We start from the raw sequence: 23091 nt of genomic DNA on the forward strand, positions 1-23091 counted from the left end.
GTGAGAACTGCGGCGGAGTCCTCGACTTCCGGGAGGGTGTGGTGGCGGACAGCGCAACGCGGCGAGCACGGGCGGACCGGGTGGTGGCCGAGCTGGGGGAGTGGGCGGACACCTGCCCGGACGTCCAGGCCCTCGCCCTGGTCGGTTCCTACGCCCGCCCACCCGGGGCGGAGACCGACGAGTCCGATGTGGACATCATCGTGGTGACCTCGGACCCGGACCGCTACACCGGCAGCACCGGGCACCTGCCGCAGGTGCTGGTACTCCCGCTGCTCCGAGCGGAGCAGTGGGGCCCGGTGGCGGAGCGGAGGCTGCGCCACGCGGCCACCGGACTGGTGGTGGAGCTCAACCTCACGACACCGCGCTGGGCCGCGACGGACCCGGAGGTCGATGGCGGCACCCGCCGGGTGGTCCGCGACGGGCTCCGCGTGCTCCGGGACCCGGAGGGGCTCCTGGCCAGGCTCGTCGAAGCCGTGCGCGGGTGAGGACCTCCGCTCACGGGAGCGGCGTGCCGCGGCGGGTGTCGAGCGGGACGAAACCTGTCGCGTGGCCGAGCTCGTCCAGCAGACGGCCCACGAGCTTGACCGGTCGCACGACGATGCTGCGGTCGACGATGTCCAGGCTCGGCAACCGGCGGCTCATGTGCGCCTCCAGGTCCTGGACGTCGGCCAGCGACCGCAGCCACACCGCGATGACCAGGTTGTGCGGCCCGGCCGTCGAGGTCACCGTGCGGACCTCCGGGATGCGGGCCAACGCGCGTGCGGTGCCGTCGAGGTGCGCCGGGGGCACCCGGGCGAAGAACCACGCGTAGACCGGCCAGCCGGACTGCGTGCGGGCCAGCTCGCAGCGCAGCCGGAGCTGCCCGCTGGCCAGCATTCGGGTCATCCGCCGCCGGACCGTGCTCGTGCTGGTGCCAGCGGCCTCGGCCAGCGCCGCGACCGGGGCCCGGCCGTCCGCGCCCAGCGCCACCACGATCGCCCAGTCCTGCTCGGTCAGCCGAACCGGGCCGGTCCCGGTGCCGGGCTCCCGGGCCATCCGCGCGGTCTGCTCGTGGTCGAGGGCCCGCAACCGCCACCGGCTGGCCTCGGTGTAGATCCGGACGGCTGGGTGGCTGCGCACCTGCTGGAGGTGCTCGACCCGGCTCATCCGCTCCAGCAGGTAGTGGGAGAGCACCTGCGGGTCCGGGGTGCTGACGGTGACCAGCACGTCGCGCCCGCCCGCGGTGACGTCGACGGTCATCGCCTGCGGGTCCGCGGCCAGTTCGCGCGCCACGTCCACCCCGCGCCCCGGCGCGCAGCCGAGCTCGACGAAGGCGGTGGCCTGGGTGGGGGTGGTCGGCGGGTAGGCCGAGATCCAGGCCAGCCCGGCGTGCTCCAGCCGCGCCCACCTGCGGGCGGCGGTGACCGGGTCGATGCCGAGCACCGCGCCGATCAGCGACCAGGGCGCGCGGGGGTGGATCTGCAGGGCGTTGACCAGCGCGAGGTCCACCTCGTCGAGGCTGGCGCCATCGTGCATCTGTGCTGGGTCCCTGCTGCGATCCTGCATCCGGGCGAACGAGAGCGTCCCATCGCTGACCCTTCCTGTCCAGGACGGAGCAGAGGAGGAGCGGACGTGAGCGGTCGGGAGGTCGTGGCGCTGCGGGACGCGGTGCGCGCGGAGCAGCAGCGCTGGCAGGAGCGGGTCGTGCGGCTCAGCCGCAGCCTGCACGCCGAACCGGAGCTGGCCTTCGCCGAGCACCGTTCGGTGGCGAAGGTGACCGAGTTGCTGGCCGCGGCGGGCTTCGCCGTGGAGCCCGGCCCGGCGGACGTGCCGACGGCCTTCACCGCGGTGCGCGGCGCCGGGGAGTTCACCGTCGGCATCTGCGCCGAGTACGACGCGTTGCCCGGGATCGGGCACGCCTGCGGGCACAACGTCATCGCCGCGGCCGCGGTCGGTGCCGCCATCGGGCTGGCCGCCGTCGCCGACGAGCTCGGGGTCCGGGTCAAGGTGGTCGGCACGCCCGCCGAGGAGCACGGGGGCGGGAAGATCCTGCTGCTGGAGCGCGGCGTCTTCGACGACGTCGCGGTGGCGATGATGGTGCATCCCGGGCAGGTCGACGTGCACCCCGCCGCCTTCGCCAGCCAGGCGGTGAGCCGGTTCGCCGTGACTTACGCGGGCCGGGCCTCGCACGCCGCCGCAGCACCACACCAGGGCGTCAACGCCGCCGACGCCGCTGTCGTCGCCCAGGTGGCGATCGGGCTGCTGCGCCAGCAGATCACGGGCGACTGCCGGATCGGCCTGTTCGTGCGCGAGGGCGGGGCGGTCACCAACATCATCCCGGAGCGGGCTGTCGTCGACTGCGAGGTGCGGGCCTTCGACGTGGAGTCGATGTCGGCCCTGCAGGAGCGGGTCGTGGCCTGCTTCGACGCCGGGGCGCGGGCCACCGGCGCGACGGTGTCGGTGGAGCCCACCGAACCGGTCTACGCGGACCTGGTGCAGGAACCGGCGATGTCCGACCGGTTCGCCGCGCACCTCGAGGTGCTGGGCCGCGAACTGCGCGAGGTGCGCGGCCAGCGGGGCGGGTCGACGGACATGGGCAACGTCTCGCACGTCCTGCCCAGCATCCACCCGTCGATCGCCATCACCGGCTGCGAGCACCCGCCGCACACCCGGGGTCGCCGCCGCCGCGGCGACCCCGGCAGCCGACGCTGCCGCCCTGGACGGGGCCGCCGCGATGGCGCTTACCGCGGTGGACGTCGCGGCCGACCCAGCGCTGCGGCGGAAGTTCCTGGAGCAGCACGCCGAGCGGCGCGCGCAGGCCCGCGACGCCGCTGCGGGCTGAAGCGCCGCGATCCCACCCACCTGGTCAACGTGGAGGAAACCATGTCCGGCACCACGGTTGCGCGGGAGACGGCGCGCACCACCTCGCGCGGCCGACTGCTCCTGCTCGTCGTGCTCGCACTCGTCCTGACCGCCGCGGCCGAGGCCATCGGGAGCCACAAGATCCCGCTCGGGCCGGGCTCAATCACCCTGTTCCCGATCATCTGGGGGCTCCAGCTTGGCGCCGTGGTGAGCGTCCAGCGGTTCCGTCCCGTCCCGGTGGCGTCGCAGCAGGCGGCTACCTACGTCGTGGAGGCGGGTGTGCTGCTGCTCGGCGTGCGCCTGGCGTTCGTGGTGGGGCACGAGCTCCCGGTGCTCAAGCAGGCCAGCGCCGCGCTGCTGCTGCAGGAGCTCGGGCACCTCTTCGGCACCGTCGTGCTGTCGCTGCCGTTGGCGGCGCTGCTGCGGATGGGGCGTTCCGCGGTGGGCGCCTGCTTCTCCATCGACCGCGAGGCGTCCTTCGCGATGGTGTCCGAGCGGTTCGGCCCCGACTCGGAGGAGTACCGGGGCGTGCTGAGCATGTACATCTTCGGCAGCGTCGTCGGCGTCCTCTACGTGACGCTGCTGGCCAGCTTCCTGGCGGGCACCGGGTTGTTCGACCCGCTGGCGCTGGCGATGGGCACCGGGGTCGGCTCCGGGTCGGTGATGGCCGCCTCGTCGGCTGCGATCGCCGCGCAGCACCCGGAGATCGCCGAGCAGGTCGTGGCGGTGGCGGCGGTGAGCAACCTGGTCACCACGCTGATCGGGCTCTACGTCGGCATGTTCGTCGCGCTCCCGCTGGCCGACGCTTCCACCGGCTGCTCACCCGTGGCCGCCCGAGCCCGCCCCCGAGCGCGCCGGGGCGCGTCCCAGCGGTGGGAACCGGTGCTCCCGCCCGGCTCCGGCCGCTGACCGCGGTCGGGACCGCGCTGCTGGCCATGATCGCCTCCAACGTCGTGCACACCGGCGGCTTCCCGCTGCCGTCCCTGCTCGGCTTCGCGTTGATCGCGGCGGTGGTGCTGGCCGGGCTCGGGCTCAAGAGGCTGACCAGGCTCCCGGCGGTTGCCGGGACCTCGGTGCTGGCCATCGCGCTCACCTCGCCGATCTAGCCGGTCGCCGACGTGGTGCTGCCGCTGGTCGAACCGGTCGAGTTCCTGGCCCTGGCGACCCCGATCCTGGTCTTCGCCGGGCTCAGCGTCGGCAAGGACGTGCCCGCGCTCCAGCGCATCGGCGGGCGGATCGTCCCGGTGGGCTTGACCTCCTTCGCCGCGTCGTTCCTGATCTCCGCGCTGATCGCGCAGGCACTGCTGTGAGGATTTCACCGGTTGGCGGGTACTCCGCGCCGTGGGGCCGGAGCAGAGTGGAACTACCCGACACCGGAGGGGACCGTGGACCTGCTGGACCACCAGCGGCAGTGCCGTGCCTTCGACAACCACGAAACCGGGCTCGCACCGCTGGTCCTGAACCTGGTGAGCGAGGCCGGGGAGATCGCAGCCGAACTGCAGGAGGCCACCCGCCAGGACCCGGCGCGCCGCACCGGAGACCGAGTGCGCCAACGCGTCCTGGAGGAAGTCGGCGACGTCCCGTGGAACCTGCCCAGGGCCGTCGACGCACTCGGCTCCAGCCTGCCGGAGGTCGCCGCGGCCAACCTGGCCCGCCTGCGCACCCGCTACCACGAGGCCGGGGCCCGCTGAGCCTGGCCGAGGTGTGATCGCTCGCAGCTCCGCGCCCCGGAGCACGCATGCGCTCGGCACCGCAGATCACCGCCGGAGGTGAGGATGACCACGGGCTCGACGGCATTGGCAACGTGCTTGCGGGAACTGGTGGCGCAGGCGCCCGACCGCGCCGCGGTCACCGACGACCACACGACCCTCACCCGGGCCGAACTCGACCGGCGCACCAACCAGTTGGCCCGCCGGTTCGCCGCCCTCGGCGTCACCCGCGGCTCGATGGTGTCGATCGCGCTGGTCAACCAGGTGCGGCACCTGGAGTGCTCGATCGCGGCGTGGAAGCTGGGCGCGATCCCGCAACCGCTGTCGCACCGGCTCCCGCCTGCCGAGCTGGCCGCGCTGCTGGAGGTCGCCGACCCGGCGCTCGTGGTCGGGCTCGAACCGGTGGACGGGCGGCCGTGGCTGCCCGGGGACGCCGACGTCGCCGACGAGTCCGACGCCGCGCTGCCCGACGTCGTCGGACCGGCGTGGAAGGCCCCGACCTCGGGCGGCAGCACTGGACGCCCCAAGCTGATCGTGTCCGGGCGGGAGGCCAGCGCCGAGGCTGTCCTGTCCGGGATCGACCACCTGCGCCTGGAACGCGACGGCGTGCTGCTCACCACCGCGCCGCTGCACCACAACGCGCCCTTCATGTTCTCCTTGATCGGGCTGCTGCTCGGCAACCACGTGGTGCTGATGTCGCGGTTCGACGCCGACCGCGCGCTCGGCCTGGTCGAGCAGCACGCCGTCACCTGGCTCTACGTGGTCCCCACCATGATGGGGCGGATGCTGCGGTTGCCCGCCGAGCGCCGGGCCGCGGTGGACGTCTCCTCGCTGCGGACGGTGTTCCACGTCGGAGCCCCGTGCCCGCCGCACGTCAAGCGGGGCTGGATCGACTGGGTCGGCCCGGAGCGGGTCGTCGAGGTCTACGCGGGCACCGAGGCGCTGGCCAGCACGGTGATCGACGGCGCCGCGTGGCTGCGGCGGCCCGGTTCGGTCGGTCAGGTCGTCGCCGGTGAGATCACCGCCCGCGACGCGGAGTTCCGCGAGCTGCCGCCGGGTGAGGTCGGCGAGCTGTGGATGCGCCGCAGCCCGGCGACCCTGCCGACCTACCACTACCTCGGCGCGGAGCCCCGGGAGCGCGACGGCTGGCAGTCGCTGGGCGACATGGGCCGCTTCGACGCCGACGGCTACCTCTACCTCGCCGATCGCAGCACCGACGTCATCCTGGTCGGCGGCGCGAACGTCTACCCGGCGGAGGTCGAGAACGCGCTCGCCGAGCACCCGCACGTCACCTCGAGCGCGGTGATCGGCCTGCCCGACGAGGACCTCGGCAACGCGGTGCACGCGATCCTGCAGACCACCCGGCCACTGCCGGACGAGGACCTGCTAAACCACCTCCGAGCCCGGCTGGAGCCCCACAAGCTCCCGCGGTCCTTCGAGTTCACCGCTGAGCCGCTGCGCGACGACGCGGGCAAGGTCCACCGCGGCGAACTGCGCGCGGCGCGCCTGGACCGTGTCACGCGGGACCGACCGCGCCCCTCCGCTGCGGGCTGATGCTGGGCAGGTGCTCGCGGACCAGCAGGCCGCTCATCACCAGCAGCCACAGGGCGGTCAGCGCGTTGGGGACGTAGGCGGCGAGCACACCGTCCGGCGCCAGCACCCCGGCCCCGCCGACCACGGTGATCGCGCCCAGGACCCGGATCAGCGCGACGAACCCGGTGAACCACCCGGCCCACTGCGGGAACACGTCGGTGCGCGCGATGGCCACCGCGCAGGCGGCCAGCGGCAGCGCCAGGGCCAGCCCGGCGATCGTGCGCACCACGACGAGCGCGGTGTAGGGCACCGAGGACAGCACGAGCAGCATCGGGTGGGTGGCCAACGCCTGCACCATGCCGCCGAAGACCGCGGTCGCGAGGAACCCGGCGGTCGTGGTGATGGCGAAACCGCCCAGCACGACCGCGGACGCGTCGCTGTGCGGGTCGGCCAGCCGGAACGCGGTGGCCAGCGTCGCGCCGAACCACATGAACAGCACCACGGCCGCCGCCGCGAGCAGCACCGCGGTCATGATCAGGCCGCGGGAGAAGAACACGTAGCTGGCGACCGCGTCGGTGGAGTCGGTGATCCGCGGTGCGCCGCGGAGCAGGATGCTCGCGATGATGGCGAGCACCAGCGAAGCGAGCCCGGCCAGCCCGCCCCAGCGCATCTCGTGGCCGTTGCTCATCGTTTCCTCCAGCGGGAATCGGCGTGCGGAGAATGCCTCGACGGTCGCGACCAGCCGCCGCGTTGTCACCGGGCGAAGGTCCTCAATCCCGGACGTTGTGCCCTGGGTCGCGTCCGGCGCGCAGCGCACGCTGGTACCACCAGAGCGGGGAGGGGTCCGTGGTCAAGCGGCAGGAGTCAGCGGTGACGCGCCGGGTACCGGGCCGCGTGGTGGTCGGGCTGGTGCTGGTCGTGCTGGCCGTGGTGCTCGCCTTCGAGAACCGCGGGCTCGTCGAGGTTCGGCTCCTGGTCCCGGTGGTGACCCTGCCGCTGTGGACCGCGCTGGCCGGGATGCTGGTCATCGGCGTCGTCATCGGGTTGCTGGTCGGCCGCCCTCGGAGGTGACCCCCCCTGCTACCCGCGCCGCGCCGGGGCATGACGCCCAGACCAGCGGAGGACCCCATCAGGTGATGCTGGCGCACGCCGCCTGGTGACCAGCACCGGCGAGCGCGACCGTGGTGGCACCACATCGCACGAGGTGAGGGGAACACCATGATGGAGATGCCGCTGGTCAACAACTGCACCGCGACGGAGTGCGCGTTCAACGACCACGAGAACTGCCACGCGTTGGCGATCACCATCGGCGAACCGCGGCACGCGCAGTGCGACACCTACTCCAGGGCCCCGGTCACGGGCGGCGACCCGGACGCCGTCGCGCACGTCGGCGCCTGCAAGATGGCGGACTGCCGCTACAACGTGCACCTCGAGTGCCAGGCACCCGGCATCTCGGTGGGTCACGAGCAGGACATCGTCGACTGCCTCACCTACCAACCAGCCTGACCCGCCAGTGGTGCCACCCCTCGTCGCGTAGTGTGGACACTTGATCACGCAGTGGTTGGCGATGCGCGGCGGGGGCTTGGATGAGCGGACTGCGACCCGGTGACGACGGTCCCGAGGTGCGCAACGAACTGTCGGGTTCGGTGCGGGGCGCGGTGTTCCAGGTCGGCACCTGGTACGGGTCGGTCAACTCCGCTGAACCCGAGGTGGTGCCGCACCAGGTCCCGGTGCTGACCGGCGAGTTCGTCAACCGGACGCGCGAGCTGGGCCGGGCGGGCGAGCTGCTCGACCCGACGGCCGGTTCGGTGCGCGTCGCGGTGTTCACCGGCCTGCCCGGGGTGGGCAAGACCGCGGTGGTCCAGCAGGCCGTGGCCCGCGCCGGAGGCGCGTTCCCGGGCGGTGAGCTCTACGTCGATTTCGCGCAGCTGCGTGGTGGCGGGGCCACCGCCGTCAACGACGGGCTGGCCGACTGCCTGCGCGCGCTCGGGGTGCGCGACGAGGTCATGCCAGCGACCCTGGCGGGCCGGGCCAGCCTGTACCGGACGCGGACCCGGACCCGTCCCGTGCTGGTGGTGCTCGACGATGTGGTCGAACCCGCTGAGGTGGCCCCGTTCGTGCCGTCCTCCACCGGCAGCACCGTGCTGGTCACCAGCACCCGCAAGCTGAGCGAACTGGTGCTGGACGACGCCGCGGTCGTGCCGGTGGAACCGCTGTCGGACGAGTCGGGCGTGCGGCTGCTCGACGCGTGGCGCGGCGCGAACGCCGACTTGGATCCGGCGGCGACGCGGGAGTTGGCCGCGCTGTGCGGCGGCCTGCCGATCGCGCTGCGGATCGCCGCGGCCCGGCTGCGCAGCCAGCCGAGCCTGGCGGTGGCCGACCTGGTCGCCGAGATCACCGGGGAGGACACCGGGCTGGCCCCGTTCGAGTTCCCCGGGGCTTCGCGGGTGGCCGCGGTGTTCACCGCCTGCTACCGCGACCTGCCCGAACCCGCCGCCCGCCTCTACCGCGACCTGGGGCAGCTGCCCGGCGCGGACTTCGACGCGAACCTGGTCACCGCCCTCGGGGACGACCGACCGGCCGAGCAGCGGCGAGCGCTGGGCGTGCTGGTCGAGGCGAACCTGGTCGCGGACCGCGGCGGCGGCCGGTACTGCCTGCACAACCTGGTGCGCCGCCACGCGCGCGAACGCGCGGCGCAGGAGGACCCCACCGGGCAGGACCGGCTGGCCGTGCTGCGGCGCGCGGTGGACTTCTACCTGCGGCGCGCGGCCTTCGCCGACCTGGCCGTGATGGGCCCGCACCGCCTCCGGATCACCCCGCACCAGGACCTGCTGGGCACCGGGGCGGACCCCTTCCACGGCGCTTCGGCCAAGCAGCAGGCCCTGCGCTGGATGGACCTGGAGCGGCCGAACCTCGTGGCGGTCCAGCGCGCTGCGGTCGACCAGGGCTGGTACCGGGAGGGGTGGCAGCTGGCCGAGGCGATGACCGCGCTGTTCGTCAACCGCCGCTACCTGGAGGACTGGGTCGGGACCAGCCGCCTGGGCGTGTGGGCCGCACGGCTCGACGAGAACCCGGCGGCAGTGGCCCGGTTGCGCAGCTTCGCCTCCCGTGCCCACGCGGACCTCGGCGACCTGCCGGAAGCCCAAGCGGCACTGGAGGAATCGCTGCCCGTGGCCGAGGCGACCGGCAGCCGACGCCTGGTGGCATCGGTGTGGGAGCTCATCGGCCGCCTGCACGACGAGCGCGCCAGCGAGGAGGCGATCACGGCGTACCAACGCGCCCTGGCGCTGTTCACCGCCGCCGACGACGCCAGGGGCGTGGCGTTCGTGACGTTCTTCCTCGGTCGCAGCCAGCTCGCGCGGGGCAGGGCGCGAGAGGCGCTGGACACCTTGCAGCGCGCGCTGGACCTCGTCCGAGCGGTCCCCGACCAGCGGATGGCGGGCCGGGCGATGGCGGCGATCGGGACCGCGCACGACGTGCTGGGCGAGGGTGCTAAAGCCGTTGCGATGCTGCAGGAAGCGATCGAGCAGCTGGCTACGGGCGAGGACCACTTCTACGAAGCGCAGGCCCGCGAGGAACTCGCCGCAGTGGCCGCGCGCCAGGGCAACCGCGACCTCCAGCGCGAGAACCTGCGGCGAGCCCTGGAGGTCCACACAGGTTTCGGCAGCCCGCGCATCGCGGAACTGCGCGAGGCCCTCGCCGAACTCGGCTAGTCCCGCACCACGGCCAACCGAACGGACCACGACCGCGCACCGGCCCGCACCGTCAAGGTGCGGTCAGTGACGCTGCGGTCGAGGACGCACCCGTGCACCGCGGAAGCCAGCACCAGCGCATCGGCGTCCGCGGTCACCTCGACGAGCGGGCCGTTGCGGACCCTGGCCACGCATCCCGTCGAAGTGGCGGCCGCGGTTACCCGAGCACCGGGAAGCGCCTCCAGCGCATCGGCGGTCCAAGCGGCCGCGGCCGAACGGCCCGCGGGTGCGTGGCGTGCGTAGACCGCGGCCTGGTGCGGACGGTGCAGGTTCCGCTCGTCCTCGTCCACCGCCAGGTGCCGGACCGCCGTCGAGGGCCTGTGCTCGTCGGCCTCCCAGCGCGTCCGCGCCACCGCCGGGTACCGCCAGAGCGCGAGCGCGTCCGGCGCGGTGAACGCGGTGAAGGTGTCGAAGGCGGTCACCCGCTGCGGGGACTCCTCGACGTCGGGAGGGCGCAGCAGCGGTGCCGAGCCAGGCGGGGGAGCCAGCCCCAACTCCCGGTAGAGCAGCTCACGCAACCGGGTTTCCGCCTCACCGACGTGCGCGAAGACCTCAGCCGCCAACCCGGCGAACCGGTCCGGGTCGTGATCGCCGAGGCGGTGCTCCACCTGCTCCCGCAGGTCCGCGCGCGGATCCAGGTGGTCGGCGGTCCGCCCCAGGGCCTCGATCGGGCTGCCCGCGACGTGTTCCGCGCCGAAGGCGGCCAGCAGCAGGGGTTTGCCGAGTGCGGCGGCGTAGAGGCTCACCGACCCGTGGTCGCCCACGACGACGTGCGCCGCCACCAGCGCCGCGTGCCAGCCGCGGTGCGGGGGCACCAGCAGCAGCCCTGCGTCCAGCGCATCGCTGAACCAGTTGCGCACCACCCCCGATCCGTACCACGACCAGACGTTGGGGTGGATCACCAGCGCCACCTGGTACTCGTCAGCGGGCAGGGCGGCGAGCAGCTCCAGCGGTAGCGTGCGCCACCGGCCGAGCTCCGACTCGCTGCGCCAGGTCGAGCTGAGCAGGACCAGCTTCCGGCCGTCGAGCCCGAGCTCGCGGCGGTAGCGCCGCCGGAGCGGGAGGGCGGCCCGCAGCTGGTCGTAGGTCGGATCACCGGTGACCGCGGTGCGCCCGGCCACCTCCGGGCACACCTCCAGTAGCTGCCGCTCCTGCGCCGGGTGGCTGAGCACCAGCCGGACCCGGCCGGTGCGCAACGCCGACACCGGTGGCAACCCGGCCAACCGGGTGCCGCCGGTCGCCGGGTCCGGCACCCACTTGTTGAACCCGATGCCGTGCGGGAGGACGACCGACGGACCGCGGAGGTCGTCGAAGTCGATGTTCTCGCTGGCCGACAGGGCGAGCGCGTAGTGCAGGTCGCCGACCTCGGACCAGGGCACGACCTCCTCGACCCCGGCGGACTCCAGCAACCGGCGAGCTCCCGCGCTGTACTTCGAGGTGCCGTTCACGGTGAACACGGGCTTGACCCGGAAGTCGTTGCGGAAGAACCGCACCGCCTCCAGCAGCCGGGCCGTCGAGGTGACCGTGCGGCCCACCACCAGCACGGTGCGCTCGCAGTCGAACGTCCCCTGCACCCGTTCTTCCGGCGTCACCGGCAACAGCGGGACGTGCGCTTCACCGGGCACGGGGTCCGCCTGTGATCGCCAACGCACCCCGCCATGCTGCTGGATCAGCGAACGGCGCGCCTACGGAACACGATCTCGGGCCTCGGGCCTCGGGCCTCGGGCCTCGGGCCTCGGGCCTCGGGCCTCGGGCCTCGGGCCTCGGCGGGGGATCCTAGCAGTGGAAGGGTGTTTCGCGGGTGGAACACGTCTGATCCCGGTGCGGCTCGGTCGGCGGTCAGTCCTGGTCGACCAGGCGGGCGGGGAAGCCGCCGGTGGCGATCGGGCCCCACCGCTCGGGGGTGACGCGGATCAGGGACTTGCCCTGCTCGCGCATCGCCGCGCGGTACTCGTCCCAGTCCGGGTGCTCGCCGGCGATGTTGCGGAAGTACTCCACCAGCGGTTCCACCGAATCCGGGGCGTCGATGACCTCGGCCGTGCCATCGACCTGGACCCACGGGCCGTTCCAGTCGTCGGACAGCACGACCACGCTCACCCGCGGGTCGCGCTTGGCGTTGCGGGTCTTCGCCCGCTCCGGGTAGGTCGACATCACCAGCCGCCCGGCGTCGTCGACGCCGCAGGTCAGCGGCGAGCCCTGCGGTCGGCCGTCACCCCGGGTGGTGAGCAGGATGGCGCGGTGCCGCGGGCGGACGAAGTCCAGCAGCTCGGACAGCTCCACGGTCGTGTTGGTGGCGATCTTGGGCATCGTGCGACCTCCCTCGAGCCGGCGGTACGCGCCCCATCTTGCCGCCCACCACGCCAGCGGGCCGCCGCGGGTGAGGCACCGCGGCGGCCCCCTGGGACGCGGGTCAGTCCGTGCCGGACTCCATGGCGGCCCGGTCCAGGAAGTCGGCTTCCGGGTCGGCCTGGGCGCCGACGGAGGCGATCGCCTCCGCGCCGCCGGACTGCAGGGTGCCCACCAGTTCGGTGTGCGCCGGGCCGACCAGGCCGAGCTGGGCGTAGCTCTCCAGCTTGGCGCGGGAGTCGGCGATGTCCAGGTTGCGCATGGTCAGCTGGCCGATCCGGTCGACCGGGCCGAAGGCGGCGTTCTCGGTGCGCTCCATGGACAGCTTGTCCGGGTGGTAGGAGAACGCCGGGCCGGTGGTGTCCATGATCGAGTAGTCCTCGCCGCGCCGCAGTCGCAGCGTGACCTCGCCGGTGACCGCCGAGCCGACCCACCGCTGCAGCGACTCGCGCAGCATCAGCGACTGCGGGTCCAGCCAGCGGCCCTCGTACATCAGGCGGCCCAGCTTGCGGCCCTCGTTGTGGTAGTTGGCGACGGTGTCCTCGTTGTGAATGGCGTTGACCAGCCGCTCGTAGGCGATGAACAGCAGGGCCATGCCCGGCGCCTCGTAGATGCCGCGGCTCTTGGCCTCGATGATGCGGTTCTCGATCTGGTCGCTCATCCCGAGCCCGTGCCGACCGCCGATCGCGTTGGCCTCGTGCACCAGGTCGACGGCGGAGGTGAACTCCTTGCCGTTGATGGCGACCGGGCGGCCCTGCGCGAAGGAGATCGTGACGTCCTCGGTGGCGATCTCGACCGACTCGTCCCAGAACCGCACGCCCATGATCGGATCGACGATCTCCACCCCGGTGTCGAGGTGCTCGAGCTGCTTGGCCTCGTGGGTGGCGCCCCAGATGTTGGCGTCGGTGGAGTAGGCCTTCTCCGCGCTGTCGCGGTAGGGCAGGCCGTGCTCCTGCAGCCACTCCGACATCTCCTGGCGGCCGCCGAGCTCGCCGACGAAGTCGGTGTCCAGCCACGGCTTGTAGATCCGCAGCCGCGGGTTGGCCAGCAGCCCGTAGCGGTAGAACCGCTCGATGTCGTTGCCCTTGAAGGTGGAGCCGTCGCCCCAGATCTCCACGCCGTCCTCGAGCATCGCGCGCACCAGCAGGGTGGCGGTCACCGCGCGGCCCAGCGGGGTGGTGTTGAAGTAGGTGCGCCCCGCCGAGCGGATGTGGAACGCGCCGCAGGTCAGCGCCGCCAGGCCTTCCTCGACCAGCGCCTCCCGGCAGTCCACCAGGCGGGACATCTCGGCCCCGTAGGACTTGGCGCGGCCGGGGATGGAGGCGATGTCGGTCTCGTCGTACTGCCCGATGTCGGCGGTGTAGGTGTACGGGATCGCGCCCTTCTCGCGCATCCACGCCACCGCGACGGAGGTGTCGAGACCTCCGGAGAAGGCGACGCCGACCCGCTGGCCGACCGGGAGACTCGTCAGAACCTTGGACATGACTTAAGACTATGCGATGGACTGCATGATTATGAAATCGGGGGTAGGTCAGGCGCCTGACCAGCGAAAATGTGGGCGCTCTCGCGGCCTGGAGGTGCGTGGTGCACGCCGCGGATGCGTTGCGGGGACGCTCAGCGGGTATGCCCGGTTGGTGTCAGGACCACCGTCGTCTCTGGGGGGCCTGCCCGGTGATCGTGGGATGCGACTGCCAGCACGCCATCGGCCTGTCCGAAGCGGTGCGAGGGCTGCCGGGAGCCGAGCTGCTCGGTGACGCCCGGATCGAGGAGGTCTGCACCGACAGCAGGCGAGTACAGCCGGGCACGCTGTTCTGCGCGGTGCCAGGAACGTGCCGGGACGGGCACCGGTTCGCCGCCGATGCGGTCGCGGCGGGCGCCAGCGCGCTGCTGGTGCAGCGGTTCGTCGACCTGCCGGTGGCCCAGGTGCGCGTACCCGCCGTGCGACCTGCGGTCGGGCCGATCTCGGCGGAGCTGCACGGCAACCCCGCCGACGCCTTCCCAGTCGCTGCGGTGACCGGGACCAACGGCAAGACGACCACGGCCCACCTCGTCGAAGCCGCGCTCGCGACCGGTGGCCTGCGCACCGGCTTGAGCTCCACGGTCGAGTCCCGGCTGCCAGGGTGGCGGAGCCCAGCAGCCCTGACCACGCCGGACGCGGCGGAGCTGCAGGGGCTGCTGTGCCGCATGCGCGCGGCGGGTGTGCAGGCGGCAGTGCTCGAGGTGTCCTCGCACGCGATCGACCAGCACCGCACCGACCCGGTGCGGGCCGAGGTCGCGGTGTTCACCAACCTCAGCCCGGAGCACCTCGACTACCACGGCACCGTGGAGCAGTACTTCGCGACCAAGGCCGCGCTGTTCACCCCGCAGCGGTGCCGCCGGGCCGTGGTCAACGTCGACGACTGGTGGGGTAGGCGGCTGGCGGCCCAGGCCCAGGTGCCGACCGTGACCGTCGGCCGCGGCCCGCGCGCGGACGTGCGCGTCGAGGAGATCGGTTCGACCTTCGACGAGCTGCGCGTGGTCTTCCGGGAGGGCGGCGCGCCGGTGGCGTTGACCATGCCAGCAGCGATCGGCGGGCGGCACGCCACCGGTCTGGCCGTGGCATACGCCGCGGCTCGCGTACTGGGCGTGCCGAAGTCGATGGTGGTCGAGGGGTTGAGCGCCGCGCTGCCTCCGGGGCGGTTCCAGCGCGTGGACGTCGGCCAGCCGTTCCTGGCCGTGGTCGACTTCGCGCACACGCCGACCGCGGTGGCCGACCTGATCGCGACCGCCCGCCGGGCCAGCGGGGGGCGGGTGCACCTGGTGGTCGGGTGCGCCGGGCACCGCGACCGGTTCGGCCGACCGGACATGGGGCGCGCCGCGCTGGCCGCCGACACGGTGGTCTTCACCGCTGACGACCCGGGCGAGGAGGACCCCGCGGAGATCACCGCGCAGGTGCTCACCGGCACGATCGGGCTCAGCGGCGGGGAGTTCGAGGTGGAGCTCGACCGGCGGGCGGCGATCGCCGCTGCCGTCGACCGGGCGGCCCCGGGGGACGTCGTGCTGGTCGCGGGCCGTGGTCACGAGCGGTACCAGGCGATCAACGGCGCCCGGCGCCCGTTCGACGACGTCGAGGCCGTCACGTCCGCGCTGGTCGCCGCTGGGTGGGCGGGTCCGCCGGTGCCGCGCCGCGGCCGGACGTGCGGGTAGCTCCCGCGTTCGCGCGGGAGCTACCGGGAGTGGATCACCTCGTCAGGGCTGGCGCAGGAGATCCGGTCGTGGTTGGGAGGTGCGGTGGGACATCACCAGCGGCCGTGGTGCCGACGGCGGCGCCAGTGGCCCCAGCCGCCGCCCCACCAGCCACCCCAGTGGCCCCAGCCACCCCAGTGGCCCCAGCCCCAGCCGCCCCAACCCCAGCCGCCGCCGTAGCGGGTCGGGTTACTGAAGATCGTGCTGACTTTCATCTCGATCCCTCGTCGATCCTGGACGAGTCCAGTGCAGTCGGATTCCGTCGGATGTCGTGCGCTGCATGGGAGCCTGCAGCACCAGCGCACTTCCGGGGGTCGTCTCCAGTGGACGGGCGGAAGGGCGGGAACGCGTGCTTCTGGATCCAGTCGGGATGCGCCTGGTTCGTGCGCACTGACCACAGTAGGACCGGGTGACATCGGCAGGCGAGGGGCTTTCGCCCCGAACACGAGGTGTAGCAGTCGGTAGCTCTGCGCATACGGCCCGGTCAGGGGTCGTCCACAAGGGACTGGTCATTGCGGTTTCGGCAACGAGGTTTGCCAACAGGTTCGCGGGGGCCGCAGGGTGGTCGCGGAGGTGGTCGAGGTGACCGATCAGTTGGTGGCGGACTACGACGTGGTGGTGGTCGGCGGTGGCGCCGCCGGGTTGAACGGGGCGTTGGTGCTGGCCCGGGCACGGCGCTCGGTGGCGGTGGTCGACGCGGGAGCGCCGCGCAACGCCCCCGCGCACGCCGCGCACGGGCTGCTGGCGCGCGACGGGATCAGCCCGGCGGAGTTGCTCGAGCGCGGACGGGTGGAAGTACGCGGCTACGGCGCCGACGTGGTATCCGGCGAGGTCCGCGAGGCGGTCCGCGTCGACGGCGGGTTCTCGGTGGTGCTGGCCGACGGCCGCGCGACGCGCGCGCGGCGGTTGCTGGTGACCACCGGGCTGGTCGACGAGCTGCCGGACGTGCCAGGACTGCGCGAGCGGTGGGGGCGCGACGTGCTGCACTGCCCGTACTGCCACGGCTGGGAGGTCCGCGACCAGGCCATCGGTGTGCTGGCCAGCGGTTCGACGTCGGTGCACCAGGCGCTGCTGTTCCGCCAGTGGAGCGAGGACGTCGTGTTCTTCACCCACACCGCGAAGCCGTTGGCTGCTGAGGACGCGGAGAAGCTGGCCGCCCGCGACATCCGGGTGGTGGCGGGTGAGGTCGCCGGGCTGGAAGTCGTCGGGGACCGCCTCGCCGGGGTGCGGTTGACCGACGGCACCGTGGTCGAGCGCGAGGCGCTGGCGGTGGCGCCCCGGATGGTGGCGCGCGCCGGTTTCCTCGCGGGCCTCGGGCTGCGACCCGAGGAGCACCCCAGCGGGGTGGGGGAGCACATCCCGGCCGACACCGGCGGCCGCACCGCCGTTCCCGGGGTGCGGGTGGCGGGCAACGTCACCGACCTGTCCGCCCAGGTGGGCAACGCGGCCGCCGCCGGAGCCGACGCGGCGCTGCAGATCAACGCCGAACTGGTGGCCGAGGAGGTCGACCGGGCGGTGGCCGCGCGCCGCGACCCGTTCTCGGCGGAGCTCGAAGCGCAGGTCTGCGAGCTTGTCGCCGGGGACCGCCGCCACGGCTTGTGAGCCCGCCGGGATGATGCCCGGGGCGGGCGCCGCTCTTCCGGCGCCCTCCCCGAACGGCGACCACGGTCGCGGATGCCAGCGGACCGCGGTGAACCCGGGCTGCCCGGGCGTCCGTGTACTGGGCATGGGGACACTCGACCAGGTCGAGACCGCGTGGAAGAGCAGCAGGAGCGCCGGATGAGCGGGCGGGCCCGCCCGAGGTCCATCGAGGTGGGGGAGTTCTTCGCCGATCCAGCCTTCGCCGACGCGTCGATCTCGCCGGACGGAAGGCGGATCGCCTACCTGGCGCCGGGGAACGGCCGGATGAACGTGTGGGTGCGCCGCGTCGACGAGGGCCACGAGGACGCGGTGCGCCTCACCCACGACACCCGGCGCGGCATCAGGACCTTCTGTTGGTCCGACGATCCGCGTTGGCTGCTGTACCTGCAGGACGCCGACGGCGACGAGGACTGGCACCTGCACCGGGTCGACCTCGACGCACCGGACCAGCCGGCGGTCGACCTGACCCCGCTGCCGCCGGGTTCGCGCGTGTTCGCCCTCGAACCGGAGAAGGCGCCGCGGGGCAGCGTGCTGGTCTGGATGAACCGCTGCCCGGACCGCATCGACCTGTTCCGCGTCGACGTCGCCACCGGTGAGACGGCCCTGCACCTGGCGCAGCCCGAAGCGGGAGCGACCGTCCTGCTCGATCGCGGCGGCCGGGCGGCGTTCCAGTCGGCGCTGACCGACGACGGCACCTGCGAGTTCTCCGCGATCGACCGCCGGACCGGGCGCAAGCGCCTCCTGCGCCGCCTGGGTGGACCGGAGCACCCGTTGGGTCCACCACTACAGGAGGTGACGCCCGACGGGAGCGGTCTGCTGGTCGGCACCTACCAGGACTCCGACCACCTGCGCCTGGTCCGCATCGACCGGGACACCGGCGCGGAGACCGTGGTCGCCGCCGCGGACAGCAGCAGCCTGTGCACCGCCAGCACGCCCACCGTGCTCACCAGCCGGCGGACCGGTGAGGTCATCGCGGCCCGCTTCGTCGGCGACCGCCCTGCGCTGGAGGTCCTGGACCCGCACTTCGCCGAGGTGCACGCAGCGCTGTCGCAGCTCTCCGACGGGGTGCTGTGCTCGGCGTCCTCGGACGAGACCGAGCAGCGCTGGGTCGCCACCTTCGTCGGCGACCGGGAGCCCGGTGCGACCTGGTTCTACGACCACAGCACCGGGGCGGCCCGACTGCTGTTCCGGTCGCACCCGCAGCTTGACCCGGCCGACCTGGCCCCGATGGCGGCCGTGCACTTCCCGGCCCGCGACGGGCTCGCGCTGCACGCGTTCCTGACGCTGCCGGTCGGGGTCGCAGCCGAGGAGCTGCCGCTGGTGCTGCTGGTGCACGGTGGACCGTGGTTCCACGACTCGTGGACCTACCACCCGACGGTGCAGCTGCTGGCCAACCGCGGGTACGCGGTGCTGCAGGTGAACTTCCGCGGCTCCACCGGGTACGGCAAGCGGCACCTGACCGCGGCGGTCGGCGAGTTCGCCGGGAAGATGCACGACGACCTCGTCGACGCCGCCGACTGGGCAGTGGCGCAGGGCTTCGCCGACCCGAACCGCATCGCCATCGTCGGCAGTGCCTACGGCGGCTACGCGGCGCTCGCCGGTGCCGCGCTCACCCCGGGCCGCTTCGCCGCGGCGGTGGCCCACGCGGGCATCTCGAACCTGGCGAACTTCATGCGCACGCTGCCGCCCTTCGCCAGACCCGCCCTGGCCAACAGCTGGTACCGCTACGTCGGCGACCCGGCGGACCCCGACCGGGAAGCGGACCTGCTGGCGCGCTCGCCCAGCACCATGGTCGACCGAATCCGCACCCCGCTGCTGGTCGTGCAGAGCGCCGACGACGTCCGCGTGGTCCAGGACGAGACCGCCGACATCGTCGGGTCGCTGCGCGAACGCGGTGTGGCCGTGGAGCACCTCGTCGCCTTCGGCGAGGACGGCCCCGAGCATCAGGTCCTGCTGCACCGCGCGATCGAGGAGCACCTGGTCGCGCACCTCGGCGGCTGACCGTCCTCGGTGGACAGCCACCCCGATCGACTCGAAACGCTGGCCTCCGCCGCGCGCGAGGGGCAAGATCTGCTCTCGTCCACCGATCTTGGGAGGAGAGGCCTGTGAGACCAGGTCGGTTCGGCCGCCGCGCGGCGGCGTTGGCAACAGCGGTGCTGGCCACCGCCGCGCTGTCGGCAACACCGGTGAGCGCGGCACCCGCCACCGTGGACGTCCGGTTGATCACGTTCAACGACCTGCACGGCAACCTGGACCCGCCCGCGGGCTCGTCGGGGCAGGTGACGCTGCCCGACGGCGGGACCGTCGAGGCTGGTGGCGCGGCCTACCTCGCCGCGCACGTGGCCGACCTGCGCGGGCAGGTGCGCAACTCGCTGGTGCTCTCCGTCGGGGACAACGTCGGCGCCTCACCGGTGAACTCGGCGCTGTTCCACGACGAGCCGACGGTGGAGTTCCTCAACCAGCTCGGCGTGTCCGCCTCCGTCGTCGGCAACCACGAGTTCGACGAGGGCTACGCCGAGCTGCGGCGGATGGGGTCCGGCGGGTGCCACCCCGAGGACGGCTGCCAGTTCGGCGAGTCCTTCGGCGGCGCGGACTTCCCGCAGCTGGGCGCCAACGTCACCTTCGACGACGGACGCCCCGCGCTGATGCCCTTCAGCGTCGAGCGCGTGCAGGGGGTGCCGATCGGCATCATCGGGGTGACGCTGAAGGACCTGCCCGCGATGGTCACCCCGGAGGCGGTGCAGGGCCTGGAGTTCGGCGACGAGGTCGAGGTCATCGACCGCACCACCGACCTGCTGACCCGGCTCGGCGTCCACGCCCAGGTCGTGCTGCTGCACCAGGGCGACAACACCGAGGGCGGTGGGCCCGACGACTGCGGCGTGACACCAGGACCGGCCTCGGAGATCGCCGCGCACGCCTCGCCCGCCGTCGACGTCATCTTCACCGGGCACACCCACCAGCAGTACAACTGCGTGATCGCCGACCCGGCGGGCAACCCGCGGACCGTGCTGCAGGGCGCCTCCTTCGGCCGCCTGCTGTCGGTGGCCGACCTGACGATCGACCGGCGCAGCAACGACGTGGTGCGCCCGGCGACCAAGGCGCACAACCGGATCGTCACCCGCGACGTGGCCCCGGACCCCGCCGCGCAGGCGCTGATCGAGGAGGCCACCGCGAAGGCCGCCCCGATCGCCAACCGCAAGATCGGCACGATCACCGGCGACCTGCTCCGCGCGGGCGCCCCCTCGGGCGAGTCCCCGCTCGGTGACGTGCTGGCCGACGCGCAGCTGGCGGCCACCGAGGGCGGCGGCGCGCAGATCGCGCTGACCAACCCCGGCGGCATCCGGACCGACCTGGTGCACGCCTCCTCCCCGGCGGGCGAGGGCGACGGTGTGGTGACCTACGGCGAGGCCTACGCGGTCCAGCCGTTCGGCAACGTCATGCAGACCATGACGCTGACCGGCGAACAGCTCAAGAACGTGCTCGAGCAGCAGTGGGAGGGGGAGGAAACCCGCATCCTGCAGGTCTCGTCCACGGTGCACTACACCTACTCCGCCTCGGCGCCGGTCGGGTCGAAGGTCTCCGAGCTCACCATCGCCGGGCAACCGGTCGACCCGGGCGCGAGCTACCGCGTCTCGGTGAACAACTTCCTCGCCGCTGGCGGGGACGGCTTCACCGGGTTCACCGAGGGCACCGATGTCATCGGCGGCCCGGTAGACCTGGACGCGCTGGTCGACTACCTGGGCGCGCACCCGGACATCGCGCCGCCCCCGGCCGACCGGATCACCGCCGTGCCGTAGTCCACGCCGAGGTCAGGGGCGCGTCGAGGGCGCGCCCCCGACCTCGGCGCGCAGTTCGCGGAGCTCGGTCCGCAGCTCCCGCACCTCGCCGAGCAGCTGCCGGACGGCCGCACCGTCGTCGTCCTGCTCCTTGCTGACCTGCGACTCCATCGCCGACACCGCGACCGCGATGAACAGGTTGAGCACGGTGAACGTGGTGACCGCGATGTAGCCGACGAAGAAGATCCAGGCCAGCGGTTCGGCGGCCATCACGCTGCGCGCCACCTCCGACCAGGCCTCCCCGGTCATCACCTGGAACAGGGTGAACAGCGAGTCGCCGAGGTCGCCGAAGTACTCCGGGGCGACGTGGCTGAACAGCTTGGTGGCGAGCACCGAGCCCACGTAGAGGATGAGCACCAGCAGCGCGGCGATCGAGGCCATCCCGGGCACGGCCGTCAGCAGGGCGCCGACCACCCGCCGCATGTTCGGCACCGCCGAGATCAATCGCAGCACGCGCAGGACGCGCAGCGCCCGCAGCACCCCGAAGGTCCCGGTCGTGGGCAGCAGCGAGATGCCGACGATGACGGCGTCGAAGCAGTTCCACGGGTCGCGGAAGAAGCGCCAGCCGTGGGCGTGGAGCCGGGCGGCGAGCTCCACCGCGAACACCGCCAACGCCACCCGGTCCACCGCGTGCAGCAGCCAGCCGTAGCTGGCCACCAGCCTCGCCGAGGTCTCGCAGCCGAGGGTGACGGCGTTGACGAGGATGACCGCGATGATGACTCGCTGGAAAGCCGGTGCCTCGACCAGCGTGCGGACGCGTTCACGCGTGTTCACCGGAGAACTCCTGGCAGGGCTGTGCTCGACGGGACGATGATGATCAACTTAGCGGCCGGGGCCGACGCCCGTGGCGCACGATGACCGCAGTGTCACGCAGCGCACAGGGGGGGGTGGTCCCGGCCGACCTAGCCGACGAAGCCCCGCGCCTCGCGCGGCTAGTGCCCGCCCAACCCGGCGCGCCGCTCCGCGGCCTGCTCCAACCAGCCCTGCACCCGCCCGGTCCAGTCGACCGACAGCGCCTCCTCGTGGCCGACCCGGAACCGGCCGAAACCGTCCTCGGCAGGGGTGGGGATGGCGCTGCGCCGGTCGGCGTCGAGCACCACGTGCAGGCCCTCGGCGTCCGCGACGAAGGTCAGCCAGATGTCGCCGAGGTGCCCGGCGAACTGCGGCGGCGGGAAGAACTCGATCTCCTGGACGAACGGCAGTTCCTGCGGCACGCCGGGCAGGTTGCCGGGGCCCAGGCCGGTGGCGTGGAACTGGATGCCGAGCTGCCCGAGCGCCTCCAGCACCACTGCCTGGGAGGGCAGCGGTTCGACCGCGACCGGGTCGAGGTCGCTCTTGTTCGCCACCTCCGCGATGCCCAGCTCGGTGTGCACGCCGAGCCCGATGCCGTCCAGGTGCATCCCGCGAACGTTGCTGATCGGCGCCTGCCACGGCATGGGGATCCCGAACGGGATGACCCGGTCCTCGCCCTCGCGTAGCTGGAACGGCCCGGCCAGCTCGGCGCGGTGGAACTCCACGGCGACCGGGTCGGCGTAGTCGGCCTCGACGTGGGCGCCGATGCTCAGCGCGACGTGCTCCACGGCGATGTCCTGCTTGCCCGCGGTGATGCGGACTTCTCCGGTGAGCTCCTGCCCGGGGTGCACGTACGGCTGGTGCAGCACGGTGTTCACCGCCGGGGCGCCGATCCCGAGCGCGCCCAGCAGCTTCTTGAAGACCATCCCTGCGGTTCCTTCCTCGCGGTTCCTCGTCGTGCGGCGTGGTCCACAGCGGAGGGTGCTCGGCGCTGCAGGGCTCGCCCATGACCATGGGAACGGATCAGGTGATCACCGAGTTCCGGACGGAGCCGACGAGGATCGTGATCAGCACAACACCACCCATCCGGGCGAACCGGGCGTCCTCAGTGCTCGCGGTGGTGGGACGCGGGATTGGCGGTGCTGACCCGTCCGCCAGTCGTGTGATCCGGAACAACTTCGCTCGACTGCGGGAGGTCCCATCCGGGCTATACTGCGTGTCCCTTTTCTCCACTTCGTCTCGAGGAGTGACGGTTTCGGTGCCTGCGGCACAGTCGGCTGAGGGTGGTAGTACCGGGCCGGGGTGTGGTCCCGGCGTTGGTGTGGTGTGTGGTTGCCGGTGGGGTGGCCGGTGATGGGTGTGGTGTGGGCTGTGTTGGGTGTGGTGTTCGTGGGTGTGTTGACGGTGGGGACGGGG

At 72.8% G+C, this 23091-nt stretch carries 21 protein-coding genes; 13 read left to right on the forward strand and 8 right to left on the reverse strand.

The genetic code is table 11. The features are described 5' to 3' along the window. Positions 1-41: 41 nt before the first annotated feature. Entirely contained in the window at positions 42-485 is a 444-nt protein-coding gene (locus ABT324_RS19060) for a nucleotidyltransferase domain-containing protein (protein WP_351178863.1), read from the forward strand. A 10-nt stretch (positions 486-495) separates the two neighbouring features. Here the strand turns inward: ABT324_RS19060 and ABT324_RS19065 are convergent, their stop codons facing one another. Continuing rightward, on the reverse strand, positions 496-1515 hold the full coding sequence (locus ABT324_RS19065; protein ID WP_351178866.1) for an Lrp/AsnC family transcriptional regulator: 1020 nt from the start codon (positions 1513-1515) through the stop codon (positions 496-498). Between the two features lie 96 nt (positions 1516-1611). On the opposite strand from ABT324_RS19065, the gene ABT324_RS19070 reads away from it, so the two are divergent. The 5 genes from ABT324_RS19070 (at position 1612) to ABT324_RS19090 (ending at position 6104) form a co-directional block, all read left to right on the forward strand. After that, positions 1612-3750: an amidohydrolase gene (locus ABT324_RS19070; RefSeq protein WP_351178869.1), complete on the forward strand. Its 2139-nt coding sequence runs from the start codon at positions 1612-1614 to the stop codon at positions 3748-3750. Next, positions 3714-3947, forward strand: a complete 234-nt coding sequence (locus ABT324_RS19075; RefSeq protein WP_351178872.1) for a hypothetical protein — start codon at positions 3714-3716, stop codon at positions 3945-3947. The genes ABT324_RS19070 and ABT324_RS19075 overlap by 37 nt, the downstream gene beginning before the upstream one ends. Before the next feature lie 12 nt (positions 3948-3959). Then, complete coding sequence (locus ABT324_RS19080; RefSeq protein WP_351178875.1) at positions 3960-4151, forward strand: hypothetical protein; 192 nt, start codon at positions 3960-3962, stop codon at positions 4149-4151. Between the two features lie 75 nt (positions 4152-4226). Continuing rightward, entirely contained in the window at positions 4227-4532 is a 306-nt protein-coding gene (locus ABT324_RS19085; RefSeq protein WP_351178878.1) for a nucleoside triphosphate pyrophosphohydrolase family protein, read from the forward strand. Between the two features lie 84 nt (positions 4533-4616). After that, positions 4617-6104: an AMP-binding protein gene (locus tag ABT324_RS19090; protein WP_351178880.1), complete on the forward strand. Its 1488-nt coding sequence runs from the start codon at positions 4617-4619 to the stop codon at positions 6102-6104. Here ABT324_RS19090 and ABT324_RS19095 read toward each other — a convergent pair. After that, positions 6067-6771: a hypothetical protein gene (locus ABT324_RS19095; RefSeq protein WP_351178881.1), complete on the reverse strand. Its 705-nt coding sequence runs from the start codon at positions 6769-6771 to the stop codon at positions 6067-6069. The two genes, ABT324_RS19090 and ABT324_RS19095, sit on opposite strands and share 38 nt — an antisense overlap. Positions 6772-6929: 158 nt before the next feature. On the opposite strand from ABT324_RS19095, the gene ABT324_RS19100 reads away from it, so the two are divergent. The 3 genes from ABT324_RS19100 to ABT324_RS19110 all read left to right on the forward strand — a co-directional run bounded on the left by ABT324_RS19100 (position 6930) and on the right by ABT324_RS19110 (position 9796). After that, a complete protein-coding gene (locus ABT324_RS19100; protein ID WP_351178883.1) occupies positions 6930-7154 on the forward strand; it encodes a LapA family protein in 225 nt (74 codons plus the stop codon). A 147-nt stretch (positions 7155-7301) separates the two neighbouring features. Beyond that, positions 7302-7589, forward strand: a complete 288-nt coding sequence (locus tag ABT324_RS19105; RefSeq protein ID WP_351178884.1) for a DUF1540 domain-containing protein — start codon at positions 7302-7304, stop codon at positions 7587-7589. Between the two features lie 80 nt (positions 7590-7669). Beyond that, positions 7670-9796: a tetratricopeptide repeat protein gene (locus ABT324_RS19110; protein WP_351178885.1), complete on the forward strand. Its 2127-nt coding sequence runs from the start codon at positions 7670-7672 to the stop codon at positions 9794-9796. On the opposite strand, the gene ABT324_RS19115 is transcribed toward ABT324_RS19110, so the two are convergent. The 3 genes from ABT324_RS19115 to argG form a co-directional block, all read right to left on the reverse strand. After that, entirely contained in the window at positions 9793-11460 is a 1668-nt protein-coding gene (locus ABT324_RS19115) for a hypothetical protein (protein WP_351178887.1), read from the reverse strand. The genes ABT324_RS19110 and ABT324_RS19115 overlap by 4 nt on opposite strands. 214 nt (positions 11461-11674) lie before the next feature. Next, positions 11675-12142 carry a PPOX class F420-dependent oxidoreductase gene (locus ABT324_RS19120; RefSeq protein WP_351178889.1) on the reverse strand — a complete coding sequence of 156 codons (468 nt, stop codon included), beginning with the start codon at positions 12140-12142 and terminating at the stop codon, positions 11675-11677. Between the two features lie 103 nt (positions 12143-12245). Next, positions 12246-13664 carry an argininosuccinate synthase gene (gene argG / locus ABT324_RS19125; RefSeq protein ID WP_351178892.1) on the reverse strand — a complete coding sequence of 473 codons (1419 nt, stop codon included), beginning with the start codon at positions 13662-13664 and terminating at the stop codon, positions 12246-12248. Positions 13665-13852: 188 nt separating this feature from the next. Here argG and ABT324_RS19130 point away from each other — a divergent pair, with 188 nt between their 5' ends. Continuing rightward, a complete protein-coding gene (locus ABT324_RS19130) occupies positions 13853-15367 on the forward strand; it encodes a UDP-N-acetylmuramoyl-L-alanyl-D-glutamate--2,6-diaminopimelate ligase (RefSeq protein ID WP_351178895.1) in 1515 nt (504 codons plus the stop codon). A gap of 92 nt (positions 15368-15459) precedes the next feature. On the opposite strand, the gene ABT324_RS19135 is transcribed toward ABT324_RS19130, so the two are convergent. Beyond that, positions 15460-15621, reverse strand: a complete 162-nt coding sequence (locus tag ABT324_RS19135; RefSeq protein ID WP_351178898.1) for a hypothetical protein — start codon at positions 15619-15621, stop codon at positions 15460-15462. 367 nt (positions 15622-15988) lie between these two features. Between ABT324_RS19135 and ABT324_RS19140 the strand changes: the two genes are divergently transcribed. From ABT324_RS19140 to ABT324_RS19150, 3 genes are all read left to right on the forward strand, one after another. Then, entirely contained in the window at positions 15989-17008 is a 1020-nt protein-coding gene (locus tag ABT324_RS19140; RefSeq protein WP_351178901.1) for an NAD(P)/FAD-dependent oxidoreductase, read from the forward strand. 153 nt (positions 17009-17161) lie between these two features. Next, positions 17162-19048: a S9 family peptidase gene (locus tag ABT324_RS19145; RefSeq protein WP_351178903.1), complete on the forward strand. Its 1887-nt coding sequence runs from the start codon at positions 17162-17164 to the stop codon at positions 19046-19048. A 140-nt stretch (positions 19049-19188) separates the two neighbouring features. Continuing rightward, positions 19189-20844, forward strand: coding sequence for a bifunctional metallophosphatase/5'-nucleotidase (locus tag ABT324_RS19150; RefSeq protein ID WP_351178923.1), 1656 nt, complete (start codon positions 19189-19191; stop codon positions 20842-20844). A gap of 12 nt (positions 20845-20856) precedes the next feature. On the opposite strand, the gene ABT324_RS19155 is transcribed toward ABT324_RS19150, so the two are convergent. Beyond that, on the reverse strand, positions 20857-21657 hold the full coding sequence (locus ABT324_RS19155; RefSeq protein WP_351178906.1) for an ion transporter: 801 nt from the start codon (positions 21655-21657) through the stop codon (positions 20857-20859). A 158-nt stretch (positions 21658-21815) separates the two neighbouring features. Then, entirely contained in the window at positions 21816-22601 is a 786-nt protein-coding gene (locus ABT324_RS19160; RefSeq protein ID WP_351178909.1) for a sporulation protein, read from the reverse strand. Between the last annotated feature and the right edge of the window lie 490 nt (positions 22602-23091).

The sequence above is a fragment of the Saccharopolyspora sp. NPDC000359 genome (genome assembly GCF_040300525.1).
Taxonomy (GTDB): Bacteria; Actinomycetota; Actinomycetes; order Mycobacteriales; family Pseudonocardiaceae; genus Saccharopolyspora.